This window comes from Cupriavidus pauculus (assembly GCF_008693385.1).
Taxonomy (GTDB): domain Bacteria; phylum Pseudomonadota; class Gammaproteobacteria; order Burkholderiales; family Burkholderiaceae; genus Cupriavidus; species Cupriavidus pauculus_D.
This window is the reverse complement of the sequence record NZ_CP044065.1, coordinates 460,889-479,479: the sequence shown is the minus strand read 5'-3', so window position 1 is coordinate 479,479 and position 18,591 is coordinate 460,889. Positions and strand designations below refer to the sequence as shown.

Below are 18,591 nucleotides of genomic sequence, written 5' to 3'. Positions count from 1 at the left end.
GCAATCCTGTCGAACGGCCGGATTCCCCCGCCCGCCGGGCCGCGTTGCTGCCCCGTTCCGCCAACGGAACAATCTTTTGCCCTTGAGGCCTCTACCGGATTTCCGCCAAACCCTTACATTGCATGGGTATGCAAGCACCTCAACCGGAGAACGACATGGAAACCCGCACCCCCGCCACCGCCGCAGAGACCGTTACGCGCTCGCGCACGGTCGATCGCGTCGTGCGCGGCATTGCCACGTCCGACGGCGCCGGCGTCAAGCTGACCCGCGTCCTCACGCAGAACCTGCAACGCCGCCTGGACCCGTTCCTGATGCTCGACGCATTCGGCACGGACAACCGCGACGACTATATCGGCGGCTTCCCCGACCACCCGCACCGCGGCTTCGAGACCATCACGTACATGCTGGCCGGCCGCATGCGCCATCGCGACAGTGCGGGCCACGAAGGCCTGCTCGAGAATGGCGGCGCGCAATGGATGGTCGCGGGCTCGGGCGTCGTGCACTCGGAACTGCCCGAGCAGGAAGACGGCCGCATGGAAGGCTTCCAGCTCTGGCTGAACCTGCCCGCCGCCGACAAGATGACCACGCCGTGGTACCGCGACGTGCCATCGCGCGATATCCCGACCGTCGCGCTGCCCGGTGGTGACACGGCGGGCGGCACGGTACGGGTGATCGCCGGGTCGTCGCATGGCATCGCGGGCGCCGTCACGCGGCCCGTGACCGAGCCGCTGTACCTCGACGTCCATCTGCCGGCCGGCGCGCGCTTTGCGCAGACGCTGCCGGCGGGGCACAACGCGTTCCTCTACGTGTATCGCGGAGAGGTCACGGTTGGCGATGGAGAGAACGCGGCCGTCGTGGAAGCGCAACGCATGGGCGTGCTCGACAATGCGGGCGTGAGCGACGGCGTGGTGATCCACGCCACCGCCGAAGCGCGCTTCCTGCTGATCGCGGGGCAACCGCTGAACGAGCCCATCGCGCAGTACGGCCCGTTCGTGATGAACACGCAGGACCAGATCTACCAGACGCTGGCCGACTACCGCGACGGCCGCTTCGCGAAGATCCCGGCCGAGAATCACGGCTGACGTATCTCCTGCGTGCTTTCCCCAAGGCCACGGCGCAATGCCGTGGCCTTTTTTGTTTCCGGCATGCGACTTGCAACCTCCCGCCAGCCGTTGCAGGGCGCGGCAAGTCGTGCAAAACGCGCGGCCAGACCCCTGCACACTTATATAATCCGGAGCAAATATTGGGCATACGTCAACCATGATGATGGCGCGCGTGTCCGGCCCTAGGTTTCTGACCTAGGAAAGTTGCTGCCACAACAATTCGAGCCGCCTCAGTGACATTACAAACCCCTCCCAGGCTGGCGCTTGCCCACATCACCAAGCGCTATCCCGGCGTGACCGCCAACGACGACGTCAGCCTGTCCGTCGCGCCCGGCGAGATCCATGCCGTGCTCGGCGAAAACGGCGCCGGGAAATCGACCCTCATGAAGATCATCTTCGGCGCGGTAAGGCCCGATGCCGGCGAGGTGCACTTCAACGGGGCGCCGGTCTCGATCGCCAGCCCGCACGATGCGCGCAACCTGGGCATCGCGATGGTGTTCCAGCATTTCTCGCTGTTCGACACGCTCACGGTCACCGAGAACATCGCGCTGGGCCTGCCGCCCAGGGATGCCGGCAACATGAAGCAGCTGGCCGCCCGCATCCGCACGACGGCGGAACGCTACGGTCTGCCGCTCGAGCCGCAGCGCCACGTGCACACGCTCTCCGTGGGCGAGCGGCAGCGCGTGGAGATCGTGCGCGCGCTGCTGGCCAATCCGCAGCTGCTGATCCTCGACGAGCCGACCTCGGTGCTGACCCCGCAGGCCGTGGAGACGCTGTTCGTCACGCTGCGCCAGCTTGCGGCCGAGGGCACGAGCATCCTGTACATCAGCCACAAGCTCGACGAGATTCGCGCGCTGTGCCATCGCGCCACCGTCATGCGCATGGGCCGCGTGACGGGCGTGTGCGATCCGCGCGAAGAAAGCGCGGCGTCCCTCTCCCGCCTGATGATCGGCGGCGAACCCCCGCGTGAAGCGCGCGTGGCCGCCGAACGCGGGCCGCTGCGGCTCACCGTTCGCGACCTGTCGCTCCCGCGCTCGCACGCCTTCGGCACCACACTGGAACGCATTGCGCTCGACGTGCATGGCGGCGAGATCGTCGGTATCGCCGGCGTGTCCGGCAACGGCCAGCAGGAGCTGCTCGCGGCCCTGTCCGGGGAGGATGGACGGCAAACGGGCGGCGCGGTGCAGATCGACGGCCGCGCGGTGGGCCGGCTCGGCGCGCGAGAACGCCGCCGCGCGGGCCTCGCCTTCGTGCCCGAAGAACGCCTTGGCCGCGGCGCCGTGCCCGGCATGAGCCTCGCCGCGAATACGCTGCTGTCGCACCAGTCGCCGCCGTTCGTGCGCGGCGGGCTGATCTCGCCCAAGGCCGCGGCGGGACTCGCGGCCACCGTGATCCAGCGTTTCCGCGTCAAGGCCAACGGTCCGGAAGCGCTTGCGCGCAGCCTGTCCGGCGGCAACCTGCAGAAATTCATCGTGGGACGCGAGATTGCTTCGGGCCCGAAGGTGCTGATCGTCGCGCAGCCGACGTGGGGCGTCGATGTCGGCGCGGCCGCGCAGATCCATAACGAGATGCTCGCGCTCAAGGCAACGGGCTGCGCGGTACTGGTCGTCTCCGAAGAACTCGACGAACTGTTCGCGATCTGCGACCGGCTGCACGTGATCGCCAAGGGCCATCTGTCGCCGTCGATGCACGTGGAGACCGCCACGCGCGAACAGGTGGGCCTCTGGATGAGCGGGTTATGGCCCGGCGGGCCCGCGACCGAGCGGGACAAGGCCAACGCGGAGGTGAGCCATGGCTGAGTTCCGCCTGCCGTTGTCGCTCGTGCCGCGTGGCACGCCCTCGCGCGCGATGGCCTATGCCTCGCCGTTTATCGCGCTCGCGCTCACGTTGCTGTTTGGCGCGCTACTGTTCGTGGCTCTCGGCAAGGATCCCGCGTCCGCGCTGAAGGTGTTTCTCGTCGATCCGCTGCGCGACAAGCGCGCGATCGGCGAGGTGCTGCTGAAGACCGTGCCGCTCGTGCTGTGCGCGCTCGGCCTGGCCGTCTGCTATCGCGCCAACGTCTGGAATATCGGCGCGGATGGACAGCTGATTCTCGGCGGCATCTTTGCCGGCGCCACCGTGCTCTACTTCGACGTGCCCGGTCATACGATCGGCGGCCTGCCGGTACTCGTGCTGGCGTCGCTCGCCGGCATCATCGGCGGCATGCTGTGGGCCGCGATCACCGCGCTGCTGCGGGACCGCTTCAATGCCAACGAGATCCTCGTCTCGCTGATGCTCACGTATATCGCGCAGCAGCTCATCCTCTGGGTCGTCAACGGTCCGCTCAAGGATCCGCAGGGCATGAACTTTCCGCAGTCCAAGGTGTTCTCGTCCGAGTTCCTGCTGCCGAACCTGCTGTCGGGCTCGCGCCTGCACGCGGGCTTCGCGGTGATGCTCGTGCTCGTGGCCATCATGACCGTGTTCGTGTTCCGCAGCTTCGCGGGCTACCGGCTCCAGGTCGGCGGCACCGCGCCGGCGGCCGCGCGCTACGCGGGTTTTTCCGCGCGCGGGTCGCTCTGGAGCGCGCTGCTGATCTCGGGCGCCACGGCGGGCCTCGCGGGCGCGTTCGAGGTAACGGGGCCGATCGGCCAGCTGCTGCCATCGATCTCGCCGGGGTACGGATTCACGGCCATCATCGTCGCGTTCGTCGGCCGCCTGCATCCCGTGGGCACCGTGTTCGGCGGCATCGTGATGTCGCTGTTCTATATCGGCGGCGAGATGGCGCAGTCGCGCATCGGCCTGCCCTCGGCACTCGGCTGGGTGTTCCAGGGCATGCTGCTGTTCTTCCTGCTGGCGTGCGACACGCTGATCGACAACCGCCTGCGCTGGCGCGCCACGGCCGCCTGAGGGAGTTCACAAGAACATGGAACAACTCGCTCCCCTGATCGCCACCGCGATCAATGCCGGTACCCCGCTGCTGCTGGCCGCGCTGGGCCTGCTCGTCAACGAGCGCGCCGGCGTGCTCAACCTCGGCGCCGAGGGCATGATGCTCGTGGCCGCGGCCTTCGGTTTCATGGTCGGCTACCAGACGCAGTCGCCGATGCTCGGCTTTATCGCCGGCGCCGGTGCCGGCATGCTGATGGCCACGCTGTTCTCGTGGCTCGCGCTGGTCCTCGCCACCAATCAGGTCGCCACCGGCCTCGCGCTGTCGATCTTCGGCACGGGCCTCTCCGCGTTCATGGGCCAGCGCTTCGTCGGCTACGCGATGCCCGCGCAGGCGAAGGCCGTGCCCGGCCTCGCGGACATCCCGTTCATCGGCCCCGCGTTCTTCCAGCAGCACTGGATGGTGTACTTCAGCCTGCTGCTGTGCGCGGCCATCATGTGGTTCCTGTTCCGGACGCGCGCGGGCCTGACGCTGCGCGCGATCGGCGAATCGCCCGAGTCCGCGCACGCGCTCGGCTATCCCGTGCGCTGGATCCGCTTCGGTGCGCTGCTGTTCGGCGGCGCCTGCTGCGGACTGGCGGGCGCGTATCTGTCGCTGGTCTACACGCCGATGTGGGTGGAGAACCTCGTCGCGGGCCGTGGCTGGATCGCGCTGGCGCTGACGACGTTCGCGACCTGGCGTCCGGGCCGCGTGCTGATCGGCGCGTGGCTGTTCGGCGGCGTGACGATCCTGCAGTTCTATCTGCAGGGCGTGGGCATCGCGGTGGCGCCGCAGTTCCTGTCGATGCTGCCCTATGCCGCGACGATCGTCGTGCTCGCACTGATTTCGCGCAATCCGGCCTGGATCCGTCTCAACATGCCGGCATCGCTGGGCAAGCCGTTCCGCCCTGGCAATGCATAAGAAGTCTTATCACAACATCACATAAGGAGAGATCATGAAGATCACACGCAGAACGACGCTGGCGGCCCTCGCGGCGACCACCGTGCTCGCGCTTGCAGGCTGCGGCAAGAAGGAAGAAGCGCCGGCCGCCTCGGCGGGTCCCGCTTCCGCCCCCGCTGCCGCGGCAGGCGAGCCGCTCAAGGTTGCGTTCGTCTATATCGGCCCGGTCGGCGATGCGGGCTGGACCTATGCGCACGACGCCGGCCGCAAGGCGGTGGAAGCGAAGTTCGGCGACAAGGTGAAGACCTCGTTCGTCGAGAACGTGCCCGAGTCCGCTTCGGACGCCGAGCGCGTGTTCCGCGATCTGGCCAGCCAGGGCAACAAGCTGATCTTCGGTACCACGTTCGGCTATCAGGAGTCCATGCTCAAGGTGGCGAAGGAATTCCCGGACGTGAAGTTCGAACACGCCACGGGCTTCAAGACCGCCGACAACCTCGCGCAATATGACGTCCGCACCTACGAGGGTGCGTACCTCGCCGGTCTGGTCGCGGGCAAGATGAGCAAGAGCGGCAAGATGGGCGTGGTGGCTTCGGTGCCCATTCCCGAGGTCATCCGCAATATCGATGCGTTCACGCTCGGCGCGCGCAGCGTGAATCCGAATGCGACGGTCAAGGTGGTGTGGGTCAACAAGTGGTTCGATCCGGGCAAGGAACGCGAGGCCGCGACCACGCTGATCGGCCAGGGCGTGGACATGCTGATGCAGAACACCGACTCGGCGGCCGTGGTCCAGACCGCGCAGGAGAAAGGCGTCTACGCGTTCGGCTGGGACAGCGACATGAGCAAGTTCGGCGAGAAGGCACACCTCGCGGCGTCCGTGATCGACTGGGGCGTGTACTACACGAAGGTCGTCGATGACGTGCTGAAGAACCAGTGGAAGAACAGCACGATCTGGTGGGGCCTGAAGGAAGGCATGATCGACCTCAAGGGCTTCAACGCCGTCGTGCCGGCGGACGTCAAGGCGCTCGTGGAAGAACGCAAGAAGGGCATCGCCGACGGCTCGGCACCGATCTGGAAGGGTCCGATCAAGGACAACGCCGGCAAGGAACAGGTTGCCGCGGGCCAGACGGCCGACGACGCGTTCCTGCATAACGTGAAATTCTATGTGGAAGGCGTGGAGGGCAACGTGCCGGGTTGATACCGCGCGCGGAACTTGAAGCAGTGAAGAACGGCCCAAGCTAATTGCCTGGGCCGTGTGCTTTGCACGGTCCGCGTGATCGAGGAGGCCCTTCCATGTGGAAACGTTTTTCCGCCTTGTGGACCATGATCCGCCGCGACGGGCGGATGCTCTGGTTTGCGCTGCGGCACCCTGACGCGCCCGTATGGCTGCGTCCGGCGACCATCGCGCTGCTGGTCTATGCGGTGTCGCCGATCGACCTGATTCCCGACTTCGTCGCGGGCCTCGGCATCGTCGATGACGTGGTACTGATTCCGCTCGCCGTTCATCTGATGCTGAAGCGCCTGCCGCCTCACATCCTGCGGCAGGCCAGCCTGCGCGCGACCGCCACCACGGTCAGGCCGCGCTAATACCGCTAATACCGCGCTAATACCGCGCTGGGCCCCGCTCCCCTCAGTGACTGTCCTGCGAGAGCTGCGCGATCAGCAGCTCCGCGGTGGCGAGGTTCGTCGCGCACGGCACGTTGTGCACGTCGCACGCGCGCACGAGCGCGTTGATATCGGGCTCGTGCGGCTGCGGTGTCATCGGGTCGCGCAGGAAGATCACCGCGGTGACGCGCCCTTCCGCCAGCTGCGCGCCGATCTGCAGATCGCCGCCCCACGGTCCCGACAGCATGCGCGTGACGGTCAGGCCCGTCTCGTCGGCAATGCGGCCGCCGGTGGTGCCGGTGGCCAGCAATTCGCATTGCGCGAGGAACGCGCGATGCCGCCCCGCGAACGCCACGATGTCGTCCTTCTTGTGATCGTGCGCGATCAGCGCGATACGTGGACGTGCCATCTCGTTCCGCTCCTGCGTCACATGGTCCCGGGGAACGCGCCGCCGTCGAGCAGCAGGTTCTGGCCCGTAATGAAGCCCGCCTGCTTGCTGGCCAGGAAGGCGCAGGCCGCGCCGAACTCGGCCGGCTCGCCGAAGCGGCGGGTCGGGTTGGCGGCCGCACGGCGCGCCGACACTTCGTCGATGGTCAGGTTGGCCTTCTTGGCCGCGCCTTCCATCGTCTTGTACAGGCGATCCGTATTGAACGGCCCCGGCAGCAGGTTGTTGATCGTCACGCCATGCTGCGCCACTTCGCGCGAGAGGCCGGCGATAAAGCCCGTCAAACCCGAGCGCGCGCCATTGGACAGGCCCAGCACGTCGATCGGCGCCTTGACCGCACCGCTCGTGATATTGATCACGCGGCCCCACTTGCGCGCGATCATGCCGTCGATGGTCGCCTTGATCAGTTCGATCGGCGTCAGCATGTTGGCGTCGATCGCGGCGATCCAGTCGTCACGCTCCCAGTCGCGGAAGTTGCCCGGGGGCGGGCCGCCGGCGTTGTTCACGAGGATATCGAGCTGTCCGAGCTTGGCCACCGCGTCGAGCGCCAGCTTGCGGCCCTCGGGCGTGGTGATGTCGGTCGCCACCGCGATCACGCGGCGGCCGTGGCGCGCGCGCAGATCGGCCGCGGCCTTCTCCAGTGCTTCGGCACCGCGCGCGACGATGACCACATCGACGCCTTCCGCCGCGAGCGCGTCCGCGCACGCAAAGCCGAGACCCTTGCTGGCGCCGCACACCAGCGCATGCTTACCGCGCAATCCGAAATCCATGTCTTCTCTCTCCGTTGGGTGTTGTCTGGTGAAACAAATCAGGCTTTGCGCGCGGACAGCAGGTACATGCCGCCGAGCACGAGCGCGCTCCCCGCAAGCTGCACGCCGGTGACGGGCTCGCCGAGCAGCCAGAACGCCAGCGCGAGCGTGGACACCGGGCCGATCATGCCAGCCTGCGAGGCCATCGGCGCGCCGATGCGCGCCACCGCGACCATCGTCATCGAGACGGGCAGCACGGTGCAGAACACGGCATTCACGACGGACAGCCAGAGGACCGGCGCAGGCTGCGCCAGTTCGGCCAGCGGCCGGCCCAGCACCACGTACTGGATCGCGCAGCACGCGGTGGATACGCACATCGCATACGCGACGAGCCGCAGCGATCCCACGCGCTGCACGAGCTCGCCGCTCAGAATCAGATACACACCATACGACAACGCACTGCCGAGCACCAGCCCGCCGCCGAGCCAGACCTGCGACCCGCTCACGTCGAGGTCGTGCGCGAACACGAGCACGATGCCCGCATAGGCCAGCAGCAGCGAGATCCACTGCCGCGCGTGGATGGGCCGCCGGAACAGGAACGCGGTGGTCAGCAGCACGAACGACGGCGTGAGGAACAGGATCAGCCGCTCGAGCCCCGCCGTGATGTATTGCAGGCCGACGAAGTCGAGGAAGCTCGACAGGTAATAGCCGATAAAGCCGAGGAACACCACGCGTCCGCGATCGGCCCACGACAGCGCGGGCAGCTTGCGCGCCTGCCACCAGCCGATGGCCATGAACAGCGGCACCGCGAACAGCATGCGCAGCGTGATGACCATGACGGCATCCACGTTGTAGCGGTACATGAGCTTGGCGACGATCGCCTTGGCGGAGAACAGCACGGCGCCGACGGCGGCGACGGCCAGCCCATAGCGCTGCGCGGCGGGGACATCGAGGGGAAGGGTTTTCTGGGAAGCGGGCACGGGCGGCGTTCGGTCAGGCGGGCCGGCGCCGGGTAGGCCGGGGCGCCGGGACCCGCCGATTGTATGTCAAAAGGCGCAAGCACGAGGGCGGCCCGATCCCCTACAATGGCTCGCGCCCGGCCCGCGTCACAAGCGCGGCCCGGCGCCAAGACAACTATCCAGGAGACATTCGAGTCATGCCGTACACCCTTCGCCCGGCGCACCGCCGCGCGCGCGTCCGCCGCACGCTGATCCAGTCCGCCCTCGCCCTGCCCGTCGCGCTCGCGCTGCCCTTCTCCGTCCTGACCGCGCGCGCCGCCGACGCCTATCCGGCCAAGCCGATCCGCTTCGTCGTGCCCTACGCGGCCGGCGGCACCACCGACCTCGTCGCACGCACGGTGGGCCAGCGCGTGGCCGAGAAGCTGGGCCAGCCGGTGGTCATCGAAAACCGGCCTGGCGCGGGCGGCAATATCGGCATGGACGCGGTGGCCAAGGCCGCGGCCGACGGCTACACGATCGGCTTCGGCGCGATCTCGACCAACGCGCTGAATCCGCATATCTACAAGCATGTGCCGTTCGACCCGCGCAAGGACTTCACGGCGATCAGCCTGCTGGGCACCTCGACCATCGTGCTCGAGGTCAGCGAGAGCCTGCCCGTGAAGACCGTGCCCGAGCTGGTCGCCTACGCGAAGGCGCATCCGGGCCTGACGTACGCGACCGCCGGCACCGGCACCTCGATGCACCTCGCCGGCGCGATGTTCTCGCAGATGACGCAGACAGGGCTCGTGCACGTGCCGTACAAGGGCAGCAGCCCGGCCATCAACGACATGCTCGGCGGCCACCTGCAGGTGATGTTCGACAACCTGCCGGCCTCGCTGCCGCATATCCAGGCGGGCAAGCTGCGCGCGCTGGCGGTGGCGGGCAAGACGCGCTCGCCGTCGCTGCCGAACGTGCCGACGCTTGCCGAGGCGGGCCTGGCCGGTTACTCGGTGGAGCCGTGGTTCGGCGTCTACGGGCCGGCGAACCTTCCCGCGCCGGTGGTTCAGGCGCTCAACGCCGCGTTCGTGGAGGCGCTGGCGCGGCCGGACGTGCGCGACAAGCTGGTGGCGGCGGGCTTCAATCCGAAGGGATCGAGCGCGGCCGAGCTGCAGTCGCTGACGCAGACCGAGTACGAGCGTTTTGGCAAGGTCGCGAAGGAAGCCGCCATTACCGTGGACTGAGCGGTGGACCGGGCGTCCGGTGGCGCGGTTGTGACCGTCCGGCGGTCAATGCCATTACAATCGCGCTGCATCGGGTCCGCGCCGGCATGCCGCGCGGCGCCCGCTCCTCATTAGCCGAGTCCCCTCGGCGGGACTCCAGACTGCCAGCATGAAACAAGATCCGCGCTTCCCCAACCTGTTCATCCTCGACCACCCGCTGATCCAGCACAAGCTCTCGCACATGCGCGACAAGGAAACGTCCACGCGCACGTTCCGCGAACTGCTGCGCGAGATCACGCTGCTGATGGGATACGAGATCACGCGCGACCTGCCGCTGACCACGCGCCATATCGAGACGCCGCTGACACCGCTGGAAGCGCCGGTCATCGCCGGCAAGAAGCTCACGATCGTCCCGGTACTGCGCGCGGGCGTGGGCATGAGCGACGGGCTCGTGGAACTGGTGCCGTCGGCGCGTATCGGCCATATCGGCGTGTATCGCGACGAGCAGCACCGCCCCGTGGAATATCTGGTGCGCCTGCCCGATCTCGAGGACCGCAGCTTCATCCTCTGCGATCCGATGGTCGCCACGGGCTACTCGGCCGCGCATGCGGTGGACGTGCTCAAGAAGCGGGGCGTGAAGGATGACGCCATCACGTTCGTGGCGCTCGTGGCCGCGCCGGAAGGCGTGGAGGTTTTCCAGAAAGCGCATCCGGGCGTCAAGCTGTTCGTGGCATCGCTGGACAGCCACCTGGACTCGCACGCCTACATCGTGCCCGGCCTCGGCGACGCCGGCGACCGTCTGTTCGGTACGAAAAACTAGCATCGACCGGGCGCATCGCGCGGGCGAGCGGCCACATCCCGCCTGCCCGCGCCGACCTCAGGCCATCAGAACTTGTGGCGCAGGCCGATGGTCGAGCCGAACTGGCTCTGGCCGATGGCGGCCGAGCCGTAGCCGCTGCCGCCGATGCCCACACCTGCCACGCCCATCGTGGACCGTTCGCGGTTCATCGCATAGCTGAGGTTCCAGTACATGTCCGTGCGCTTGGAGAACGCATAGTCGCCGGACACGACGAAGGTCCACGGATCGGAACCCGAGCCGCGCACGTCCTGATAGTAGGCAGCGCCCGTCAGCGACAGGGCCGGCGTGACCTGATACCCCAGGCCCAGCCAGTACAGGTTCGATGCGTTCTTGCCATCGGTACCCGGCAGCGTGGCGAAACTGTAGGCCTTGGCCCAGCGATAGCCCGCATACATCTTGACCGGACCGATCGCGTACGACCCGCCCAGCGCCGCGCGGCGGATCTTCATGTCTTCCGAATTCGGCATCCGGGCAACCGTACCATTGGGCTGCCCCACGTTGAGCTGGTCCACGACCGCGCCCACGGCAAACGGGCCCGACGCATAGCCGAGGCCGAGGCTCGTCTCCGCGCCCAGCTTCGCCTTGCCCGGCACTTCGCCCCAGCCGCCGCCGCCCGTGTTCGCGCCAAAGCTGTAGAGCGCGCTCACGGTCAGCCCGTTGAAGTTCGCCGCGTACTTGACGGCATTGTCGGCACGGCCCGCGAACGCGCCGTCCTGCGTGGCCAGCGAGTAGTTGGCGAGCCCCATCGGATCGAACTGCAACGCAAAGTCGAAGGCCGGAGTTTCCTGACGGCCCAGGGTCAGCTGGCCCCAGTTGCCGGCCAGGCCCAGATAGGCCTTGCGGCCGAAGAGGCGGTTGTTCTGGCCCGATTTCCCGGTGTCGATATCGAAGCCGCTTTCCAGCACGAAGACGCCCTTCAGCCCACCGCCGAGGTCTTCCACGCCGCGCAGGCCCCAGCGGCTGCCGGCGAGGCCGCCGGACGTCATGCCGAGCACGGACTTGCCGCCCACCGGCGTGTTGGTGCGATATTCGATGCCCGCATCGAGCACGCCGTACAGCGTAACGCTCGACTGCGCGAATGCCGACGTGGAAAGCAGGGCTGCGGCAGCAATAGGCAGAACCTTCAATTTCATAAATATGCTCTCTTATATTTTCGCAAGCCAATTCTTGCGAGCGAGCCAATTATGAAATCATCGATTTGATATGCTCAATGGCACCCGGGGCCATTGTTGCATCCGGACAAACCGCTTTTATCTAAATTTATCCCTTAAAAATCAAGGATATGTATCTATATAAACGAAAATAAGACAAAGCGTTTCACTTAAATAAGGTTTGGCTTATTCATTCCGCGCCACAAAGAAAATACGATTCGCTTCGGGCATTTTCATCGATGCTCAACTTTCCTTGCAGCAAAAACAAGGGCCGCCCGAAAGGCGGCCCTTGTTCCATTTGGAGAGGCGGATGTCGCGCTACTGGATGTCGCGCTATTTCTTGCGCCCCGATCCCAGCAGGCTGCCCAGCACGCCGCGAATCAGTTCGCGGCCCACCTGCGACCCGACCGTGCGCGCCGCGGACTTGGCCATCGACTCGAGGATGGAATCGCCGCGGCCGCTCTTGCCCGTGCCGCGCGTCAGCGTGCCGAAGATATCGCCGGCCTGGCCGAGCCAGCCGCCTTCCTCGGACGGGGCTTCCGGCGGGGTGCCGGCGGTCGTGCCGGCGGGCACTTTCGCGGACGGCGCGGCGGTCTTGCCGCGGCCGCCATTGGCCGCTTCCCCACGCAGCTTCTCGTACGCCGACTCGCGATCGATCGCCTGCTCGTAGACGCCCGCCACGAGCGACGTGGCGATCAGCTGCTTGCGCTCGTCGTCGTTGATCGGGCCGATACGGCTGCCCGGCGCCAGCACCCACGCGCGCTCGGTAATGCCCGGCGTGCCCTTGGCATCGAGGCACGAGACCAGCGCCTCGCCCACGCCGAGCTCGCCGATGGCCTGTTCCAGCGACAGCTTGGGGTTCGCGCGCATCGTCGTCGCGGCCACCTTCACGGCCTTCTGGTCGCGCGGCGTGAACGCGCGCAGCGCGTGCTGGACGCGATTGCCGAGCTGGCCGAGCACCGTATCGGGAATATCGAGCGGGTTCTGCGTGACGAAGTACACGCCGACGCCCTTGGACCGCACGAGCCGCACCACCTGTTCGATCTTGTCGAGCAGCCCCTTGGGCGCGTCGTTGAACAGCAGATGCGCCTCGTCGAAGAAGAACACGAGCTTGGGTTTTTCCAGATCGCCGGCCTCGGGCAGCTTCTCGAACAGCTCCGACAGCATCCACAGCAGGAACGTCGCGTACAGGCGCGGGGCGTTCATCAGCTTGTCGGCGGACAGGATATTGACGACGCCCTGCCCCTTTTCGGTCTGGATGAAGTCCTCGAGGTTCAGCATCGGCTCGCCGAAGAACTGGTCCGCGCCCTGCGACTCGAGCGCGACGAGGCCGCGCTGGATCGCGCCGATGGACGCGGCGGAGATATTCCCGTACTCGGTGGTGAACTGCGCGGCGTTGTCGCCCACGTACTGGAGCATCGCGCGCAGGTCCTTGGCGTCGAGCAGCAGCAGGCCGTTGGCGTCGGCAATGCGGAACACGAGGTTCAGCACGCCCTGCTGGGTGTCGTTGAGCTCGAGCATGCGCGACAGCAGCAGCGGCCCCATGTGCGAGACCGTGGCGCGCACGGGATGCCCCTTCTCGCCGAAGACGTCCCACAACGTGGTCGGGCAGCCGCCCCATACCGGCTCCGGCAGGCCATGCTCGGCCAGCCGCGCCTTGAGTTTCTCGGATGCCTGCCCAGGCTGGGATATGCCGGTCAAGTCACCTTTGACGTCGGCCATGAACACTGGAACGCCCAGCCGCGAGAACCCCTGCGCGAGCGTTTGCAGGGTGACGGTCTTGCCGGTGCCCGTGGCGCCGGTGATCAGGCCATGCCGGTTGCCCATTTCGGGCAGCAGCACCAGTTCGTGCTCGGCATTCTTGGCAAGGAGGATGGGATCGGCCATGGCAGTCTCTGGAAGCACGTGCGGCCGTCAGGGAGAGTTGGCCGCGTGATAAAATCCTGCGCTGATTATAGCCAGCAGATTGGCACATCCATCACATGGCGCGCTGGCCGCGCCGTCACGCGTTTCCGCCTCGGAGAGAAGAAATCATGGCCGGTCATTCCAAATGGGCCAACATCAAACACAAGAAAGCCGCCGCTGACGCCAAGCGCGGCAAGGTCTGGACGCGACTCATCAAGGAAATCACCGTGGCCGCCAAGCTCGGCGGCGGCGATGCCGATTCCAACCCGCGCCTGCGCCTGTCGATCGACAAGGCCATGGACGCCAACATGCCCAAGGACAACATCCAGCGCGCGATCCAGCGCGGCGTGGGTGGCCTCGAGGGTGCCAACTACGAAGAAATCCGCTACGAGGGCTACGGCCTGGCCGGCGCGGCGATCATCGTGGACTGCCTGACCGACAACCGCACGCGGACCGTGGCCGAAGTACGCCACGCCTTCTCGAAGCACGGCGGCAACATGGGCGCGGAAGGCTCCGTGGCCTTCATGTTCACGCATTGCGGCCAGTTCCTGTTCGCCCCGGGTACGCCCGAGGACAAGCTCATGGAAGCGGCGCTCGAAGCCGGTGCCGACGATGTGGTCGGCAACGAGGACGGCTCGATCGAAGTCACCTGCCCGCCCAACGATTTTTCGGCGGTGAAGGCGGCGCTGGAAGCCGCGGGCTTCAAGGCCGAGGTGGCGGACGTCGTGATGAAGCCGCAGAACGAGGTGAGCTTCACGGGCGACGATGCCGTGAAGATGCAGAAGCTGCTGGACGCCATCGAAAATCTGGACGACGTGCAGGAAGTCTTCACCAACGCGGTCATCGAGGAGTAACGCCTCGGCGCGACTCGACCCCCGAAAACTCCCGAAACGGCCGCAGTCCCTCCGCGCATCCGTTTCTTATCTGGCAGTGGAACATGAAAGTATTGGTAGTCGGCTCCGGTGGCCGTGAACATGCGCTGGCCTGGAAGTTGGCCCAGTCGCCCAAGGTGCAGGTCGTCTACGTGGCGCCCGGCAATGGCGGGACGGCGCTCGACAAGCGCCTGCAGAACGTGCCGCTGACCGACCCGGAAGTGCTTGCCGCATTCGCCGAGCGCGAAGGCGTGGCCTTCACCGTGGTGGGGCCCGAGGCGCCGCTGGCCCGCGGCATCGTGGACGTGTTCCGCGCGCGCGGCTTGCGCATTTTCGGGCCCACGCGCGCGGCGGCGCAGCTCGAGTCGTCGAAGGACTTCGCCAAGGCCTTCATGCACCGCCACAACATTCCCACCGCCGCGTACGAGACGTTTTCCGACGCCACGCGCGCGCATGCCTATATCGACGCCCAGGGCGCGCCGATCGTGATCAAGGCCGACGGCCTGGCCGCGGGCAAGGGCGTGGTCGTGGCGATGACGCTCGAAGAAGCGCATTCGGCCGTGGACATGATGCTGGCCGACAACAAGCTCGGCGATGCCGGCGCGCGTGTCGTGATCGAGGAATTCCTCGAGGGCGAGGAAGCGAGCTTCATCGTGCTGGTCGATGGCAAGAACGTGCTCGCGCTGGCCACGAGCCAGGATCACAAGCGCCTGCTGGACGCCGATGCCGGCCCCAACACGGGCGGCATGGGCGCCTACTCGCCCGCGCCGGTGGTCACGCCCGCGCTGCATGCGCGCGCGCTGCGCGAGATCATCATGCCGACCGTGCGCGGCATGGAGAAGGATGGCATTCCGTACACGGGCTTCCTGTACGCGGGCCTGATGATCGACAAGGACGGCAACCCGAAGACGCTCGAGTTCAACTGCCGCATGGGCGATCCGGAAACGCAGCCGATCATGGCGCGCCTGAAGACCGACCTCGTGGACGTGATGGAAGCCGCGGTGACCATGCGCCTCGACGAAGTCGAGCTCGACTGGGACCGCCGGACCGCGCTGGGCGTGGTGATGGCCGCGTACAACTATCCCGACACGCCGCGCAACGGCGACGAGATCACCGGTATTCCGGCCGAGACCGCCGACGCCGTGACGTTCCATGCGGGCACCACCCTCCAGGACGGCAAGCTGCTGACCTCGGGCGGCCGCGTGCTGTGCGTGGTGGGCCTCGCGGACACCGTCAAGGCCGCGCAGAAGAACGCCTACGCGGCCGTGGAACAGATCCGGTTCGACGGCATGCAGTACCGGACCGACATTGGCTACCGCGCCATCCGCCGCTGAGGCGGCCGGACACCTTCCCGACCGGCGAGCGCTCCACGGCACGTGGGGCCAGCCCAGCCGGTACAATCGTGACACCACGATGACCGCCGACGCAGTGGATGCCATCCGTCGGCGGTTTTGTTACCGGCCCCTACGATCTTTTCGATCATGATCGATACCCAGGCAGTCCGTGCCTATCTGCTCGGTCTGCAAGACCGCATCACCGATGCCATCGCGGCCGTGGATGGCCAGCCGTTCCTGACCGACGCCTGGGAGAAACCGCCCACCGAACGCCTGCGTGGCAGCGGCCGGACGCGGATTCTCGAAGGCGGCGCCGTGATGGAACGCGCGGGCGTGGGCTTTTCCGACGTGCGCGGCGACACGCTGCCCCCTTCGGCCACGGCCAACCGCCCCGAACTCGCGGGCCGCAGTTTCGAGGCCACCGGCGTTTCGCTGGTGTTCCATCCACGCAATCCGTACGTGCCGACCGTGCATATGAACGTGCGCTGCTTCGTGGCCGTGAAGCCCGATGCGGAACCGGTCTGGTGGTTCGGCGGCGGCATGGACCTGACGCCCTACTACGGTGAAACCGACGATTGCGTGCATTTCCATCGCACGTGCGAACGCGCGCTCGCGCCGTTCGGCGACGACCTGTATCCGCGCTTCAAGCAGTGGTGCGACGAGTATTTCTTCCTGCGCCACCGCGGCGAGGCGCGCGGCATCGGCGGCGTGTTCTTCGACGACTTCTCCGCGCTCGGTTTCGACCGCAGCTTCGCGATGATGCAATCGGTGGGCGACGCGTTTCTGGATGCCTATCTGCCGATTCTGACCGCACGCAAGGACACGCCCTATGGCGAGCGCGAGCGTGAATTCCAGGCCTATCGCCGCGGCCGCTACGTGGAGTTCAATCTCGTGTTCGACCGCGGCACGCTGTTCGGGCTGCAATCGGGCGGACGCGCGGAATCGATCCTGATGTCGATGCCGCCGCAGGTGAGCTGGCGCTACGACTGGCAGCCGGCGCCGGATACCCCCGAAGCCGCGCTATACAGCGACTTCCTGCCCCCGCGAGACTGGGCGGCACTGGGCGCGGTGCGATGACCCATCCGAATTCCGCATTGCAGCGTCCCGCATTGCAACGACCCTACCGTCTCGGCATTCTCGGCGGCACATTCGATCCGCCCCATCGCGGCCACGTCGCGCTCGCGCAACTGTTTATCGAACACCTCGGGCTCGACGAGCTCGTCTGGATTCCCACGGGCCAGTCGTGGCAGAAAGGCGACGATGTAACGCCCGCCGCCGACCGGTTCGCGATGACGGAACTGGCCGCCGCGGCCGTGGGCGAGACCGCCGCCGCAGTCGGCGTGAGCCGCATGGAGGTCGATCGCGCGGGCCCCAGCTACACCATCGATACCGTACGGCAACTGCGCGAGCAGTACGGCCCGGAAGCGTCGATGTCGTGGCTCATGGGCGCCGACCAATTGCTGCGCCTGCACACGTGGCACGGATGGGAAGACCTGTTCGAACACGTGCACCTGTGCGTGGCCACACGGCCGGGATTCGACCTCGCCACGCTCGAGGGGCCGGTGCGCGCCAGCATGGGCGCACGGCTGGCGGACAGGCACCTGATACAATCCACGCCCTCCGGCCACATGTGGCTCGATCAGACGCTTGCCGTCGATCTGTCGTCCACCGGCCTGCGCGCCCGTCTGGCCAGTGGTGACACTGCGGATGACCAGTTACCGGACGGCGTGGCACACTACATCGCGAGTCACGGTCTTTACCACAAGGCCCGGAGCGACTCGCCTCCCAACTCGAATCAAGGCTGAACAAGAACACACCATGGATATTCGCAAACTGCAACGCGCCATCGTCGACGGGCTCGAGGATGTCAAAGCGCAGGACATCAAGGTGTTCGACACCACTCACCTGACCGAGCTGTTCGACCGGGTGGTGATCGCCAGCGGCAGTTCGAATCGGCAGACGAAGGCGCTGGCCGCCTCGGTCCGCGACACGGTCAAGGATGCCGGCGGCCATATCGTGGCCGTCGAGGGCCTGGAAACGGGCGAGTGGGTACTGGTGGACTGCGGCGACGCGGTCGTCCATATCCTGCAGCCGCAGCTGCGCCTGTACTACAACCTCGAGGAAATCTGGGGTGACAAGCCGGTGCGCATGAAGCTCGCGAGCGGCAAGGGCCTGGCCAAGGCCAGCGAGCCGATGGACGAGGACGACGAGGACACCGCCGAGCGTGCGCCGCGCGCCAGGCGTGCGACCAACCTCAAGCCGGCGCTGGCGCGCCTGCCCGAGGGCATGAAGGAACCGTCGCCGCCGATGGGCCACGAGGACACCGATCCGGACGCCCTGGCGACGATGGGCCGCAGGCCCGTCACGCGCAAGGCCTCGACGGGCGTGCCGGTCAAGGGACCGGTGACGGCGCCGGCGCGGAAGGCGGCCGGCAAGACGGCGGGCACCCCGGCACGCAAGACGGCGACGAAGACCGCGACCAAGACCGCCACCAAGACGACGGCGGGCACCGCCACGCGCAAGACGGCCACCAAGACGGCAACCAAGACAGCCGCGAAGGCACCGGCCAAGACGGCCGCACGCAAGCGTACGGCCTGACCGAACAGGCGGC

Annotated in this window: 18 protein-coding genes; 13 read left to right on the top strand and 5 right to left on the bottom strand. The window is 66.9% G+C overall.

Annotated features, from left to right (window positions below):
• Window positions 1-155 precede the first annotated feature (155 nt).
• The 6 genes from FOB72_RS02250 to FOB72_RS02225 all read left to right on the top strand — a co-directional run bounded on the left by FOB72_RS02250 (window position 156) and on the right by FOB72_RS02225 (window position 6,489).
• A complete protein-coding gene (locus FOB72_RS02250) occupies window positions 156-1,082 on the top strand; it encodes a pirin family protein (protein WP_150371045.1) in 927 nt (308 codons plus the stop codon).
• Between the two features lie 254 nt (window positions 1,083-1,336).
• Window positions 1,337-2,902 (top strand): ABC transporter ATP-binding protein, encoded by a 1,566-nt coding sequence (locus tag FOB72_RS02245; protein WP_150371044.1) that lies wholly within the window; start codon window positions 1,337-1,339, stop codon window positions 2,900-2,902.
• Window positions 2,895-3,989, top strand: a complete 1,095-nt coding sequence (locus FOB72_RS02240) for an ABC transporter permease (RefSeq protein ID WP_150371043.1) — start codon at window positions 2,895-2,897, stop codon at window positions 3,987-3,989. Before FOB72_RS02245 ends, FOB72_RS02240 begins: the two co-directional genes overlap by 8 nt.
• A gap of 16 nt (window positions 3,990-4,005) precedes the next feature.
• Window positions 4,006-4,926: an ABC transporter permease gene (locus tag FOB72_RS02235; protein WP_150371042.1), complete on the top strand. Its 921-nt coding sequence runs from the start codon at window positions 4,006-4,008 to the stop codon at window positions 4,924-4,926.
• Between the two features lie 34 nt (window positions 4,927-4,960).
• On the top strand, window positions 4,961-6,100 hold the full coding sequence (locus FOB72_RS02230) for a BMP family ABC transporter substrate-binding protein (RefSeq protein ID WP_150371041.1): 1,140 nt from the start codon (window positions 4,961-4,963) through the stop codon (window positions 6,098-6,100).
• 95 nt (window positions 6,101-6,195) lie between these two features.
• Complete coding sequence (locus tag FOB72_RS02225; protein ID WP_121490629.1) at window positions 6,196-6,489, top strand: YkvA family protein; 294 nt, start codon at window positions 6,196-6,198, stop codon at window positions 6,487-6,489.
• Between the two features lie 43 nt (window positions 6,490-6,532).
• Here the strand turns inward: FOB72_RS02225 and FOB72_RS02220 are convergent, their stop codons facing one another.
• From FOB72_RS02220 to FOB72_RS02210, 3 genes are read right to left on the bottom strand one after another with little or no spacing between them, the layout of a single operon-like run.
• The gene (locus tag FOB72_RS02220; protein ID WP_150371040.1) at window positions 6,533-6,916 is read right to left on the bottom strand and encodes a methylglyoxal synthase; all 384 of its coding nucleotides are present in this window, start codon (window positions 6,914-6,916) and stop codon (window positions 6,533-6,535) included.
• A 17-nt stretch (window positions 6,917-6,933) separates the two neighbouring features.
• Window positions 6,934-7,722 (bottom strand): SDR family oxidoreductase, encoded by a 789-nt coding sequence (locus FOB72_RS02215; RefSeq protein WP_150371039.1) that lies wholly within the window; start codon window positions 7,720-7,722, stop codon window positions 6,934-6,936.
• 38 nt (window positions 7,723-7,760) lie between these two features.
• Window positions 7,761-8,681: a DMT family transporter gene (locus FOB72_RS02210; protein ID WP_150371038.1), complete on the bottom strand. Its 921-nt coding sequence runs from the start codon at window positions 8,679-8,681 to the stop codon at window positions 7,761-7,763.
• A gap of 176 nt (window positions 8,682-8,857) precedes the next feature.
• On the opposite strand from FOB72_RS02210, the gene FOB72_RS02205 reads away from it, so the two are divergent.
• Entirely contained in the window at window positions 8,858-9,880 is a 1,023-nt protein-coding gene (locus FOB72_RS02205) for a Bug family tripartite tricarboxylate transporter substrate binding protein (protein WP_150371037.1), read from the top strand.
• A gap of 148 nt (window positions 9,881-10,028) precedes the next feature.
• Window positions 10,029-10,679, top strand: a complete 651-nt coding sequence (upp, locus tag FOB72_RS02200; RefSeq protein WP_150371036.1) for a uracil phosphoribosyltransferase — start codon at window positions 10,029-10,031, stop codon at window positions 10,677-10,679.
• A gap of 65 nt (window positions 10,680-10,744) precedes the next feature.
• On the opposite strand, the gene FOB72_RS02195 is transcribed toward upp, so the two are convergent.
• Window positions 10,745-11,851, bottom strand: coding sequence for a porin (locus tag FOB72_RS02195; RefSeq protein ID WP_150371035.1), 1,107 nt, complete (start codon window positions 11,849-11,851; stop codon window positions 10,745-10,747).
• A 351-nt stretch (window positions 11,852-12,202) separates the two neighbouring features.
• Window positions 12,203-13,756 carry a helicase HerA-like C-terminal domain-containing protein gene (locus tag FOB72_RS02190; RefSeq protein ID WP_150371034.1) on the bottom strand — a complete coding sequence of 518 codons (1,554 nt, stop codon included), beginning with the start codon at window positions 13,754-13,756 and terminating at the stop codon, window positions 12,203-12,205.
• Window positions 13,757-13,902: 146 nt separating this feature from the next.
• Between FOB72_RS02190 and FOB72_RS02185 the strand changes: the two genes are divergently transcribed.
• The 5 genes from FOB72_RS02185 (at window position 13,903) to rsfS (ending at window position 18,578) form a co-directional block, all read left to right on the top strand.
• Window positions 13,903-14,628 carry a YebC/PmpR family DNA-binding transcriptional regulator gene (locus FOB72_RS02185; protein ID WP_109580443.1) on the top strand — a complete coding sequence of 242 codons (726 nt, stop codon included), beginning with the start codon at window positions 13,903-13,905 and terminating at the stop codon, window positions 14,626-14,628.
• A gap of 83 nt (window positions 14,629-14,711) precedes the next feature.
• Window positions 14,712-15,980, top strand: coding sequence for a phosphoribosylamine--glycine ligase (purD, locus tag FOB72_RS02180; protein WP_150371033.1), 1,269 nt, complete (start codon window positions 14,712-14,714; stop codon window positions 15,978-15,980).
• A gap of 147 nt (window positions 15,981-16,127) precedes the next feature.
• Window positions 16,128-17,057 (top strand): oxygen-dependent coproporphyrinogen oxidase, encoded by a 930-nt coding sequence (hemF, locus tag FOB72_RS02175; RefSeq protein ID WP_150371032.1) that lies wholly within the window; start codon window positions 16,128-16,130, stop codon window positions 17,055-17,057.
• Complete coding sequence (locus FOB72_RS02170; protein WP_150371031.1) at window positions 17,054-17,785, top strand: nicotinate-nucleotide adenylyltransferase; 732 nt, start codon at window positions 17,054-17,056, stop codon at window positions 17,783-17,785. The genes hemF and FOB72_RS02170 overlap by 4 nt, the downstream gene beginning before the upstream one ends.
• A gap of 13 nt (window positions 17,786-17,798) precedes the next feature.
• The gene (gene rsfS / locus FOB72_RS02165) at window positions 17,799-18,578 is read left to right on the top strand and encodes a ribosome silencing factor (protein ID WP_191002174.1); all 780 of its coding nucleotides are present in this window, start codon (window positions 17,799-17,801) and stop codon (window positions 18,576-18,578) included.
• The last annotated feature ends 13 nt before the right edge of the window (window positions 18,579-18,591 follow it).

Coding starts and splice junctions, on each gene's coding strand:
- FOB72_RS02250 (WP_150371045.1), top strand. CDS start 156: ATGGAAACCCGCACCCCCGCCACCGCCGCAGAGACCGTTACGCGCTCG.
- FOB72_RS02240 (WP_150371043.1), top strand. CDS start 2,895: ATGGCTGAGTTCCGCCTGCCGTTGTCGCTCGTGCCGCGTGGCACGCCC.
- FOB72_RS02235 (WP_150371042.1), top strand. CDS start 4,006: ATGGAACAACTCGCTCCCCTGATCGCCACCGCGATCAATGCCGGTACC.
- FOB72_RS02230 (WP_150371041.1), top strand. CDS start 4,961: ATGAAGATCACACGCAGAACGACGCTGGCGGCCCTCGCGGCGACCACC.
- FOB72_RS02225 (WP_121490629.1), top strand. CDS start 6,196: ATGTGGAAACGTTTTTCCGCCTTGTGGACCATGATCCGCCGCGACGGG.
- FOB72_RS02220 (WP_150371040.1), bottom strand. CDS start 6,916: ATGGCACGTCCACGTATCGCGCTGATCGCGCACGATCACAAGAAGGAC.
- FOB72_RS02215 (WP_150371039.1), bottom strand. CDS start 7,722: ATGGATTTCGGATTGCGCGGTAAGCATGCGCTGGTGTGCGGCGCCAGC.
- FOB72_RS02205 (WP_150371037.1), top strand. CDS start 8,858: ATGCCGTACACCCTTCGCCCGGCGCACCGCCGCGCGCGCGTCCGCCGC.
- upp (WP_150371036.1), top strand. CDS start 10,029: ATGAAACAAGATCCGCGCTTCCCCAACCTGTTCATCCTCGACCACCCG.
- FOB72_RS02195 (WP_150371035.1), bottom strand. CDS start 11,851: ATGAAATTGAAGGTTCTGCCTATTGCTGCCGCAGCCCTGCTTTCCACG.
- FOB72_RS02190 (WP_150371034.1), bottom strand. CDS start 13,756: ATGGCCGATCCCATCCTCCTTGCCAAGAATGCCGAGCACGAACTGGTG.
- FOB72_RS02185 (WP_109580443.1), top strand. CDS start 13,903: ATGGCCGGTCATTCCAAATGGGCCAACATCAAACACAAGAAAGCCGCC.
- purD (WP_150371033.1), top strand. CDS start 14,712: ATGAAAGTATTGGTAGTCGGCTCCGGTGGCCGTGAACATGCGCTGGCC.
- hemF (WP_150371032.1), top strand. CDS start 16,128: ATGATCGATACCCAGGCAGTCCGTGCCTATCTGCTCGGTCTGCAAGAC.
- FOB72_RS02170 (WP_150371031.1), top strand. CDS start 17,054: ATGACCCATCCGAATTCCGCATTGCAGCGTCCCGCATTGCAACGACCC.
- rsfS (WP_191002174.1), top strand. CDS start 17,799: ATGGATATTCGCAAACTGCAACGCGCCATCGTCGACGGGCTCGAGGAT.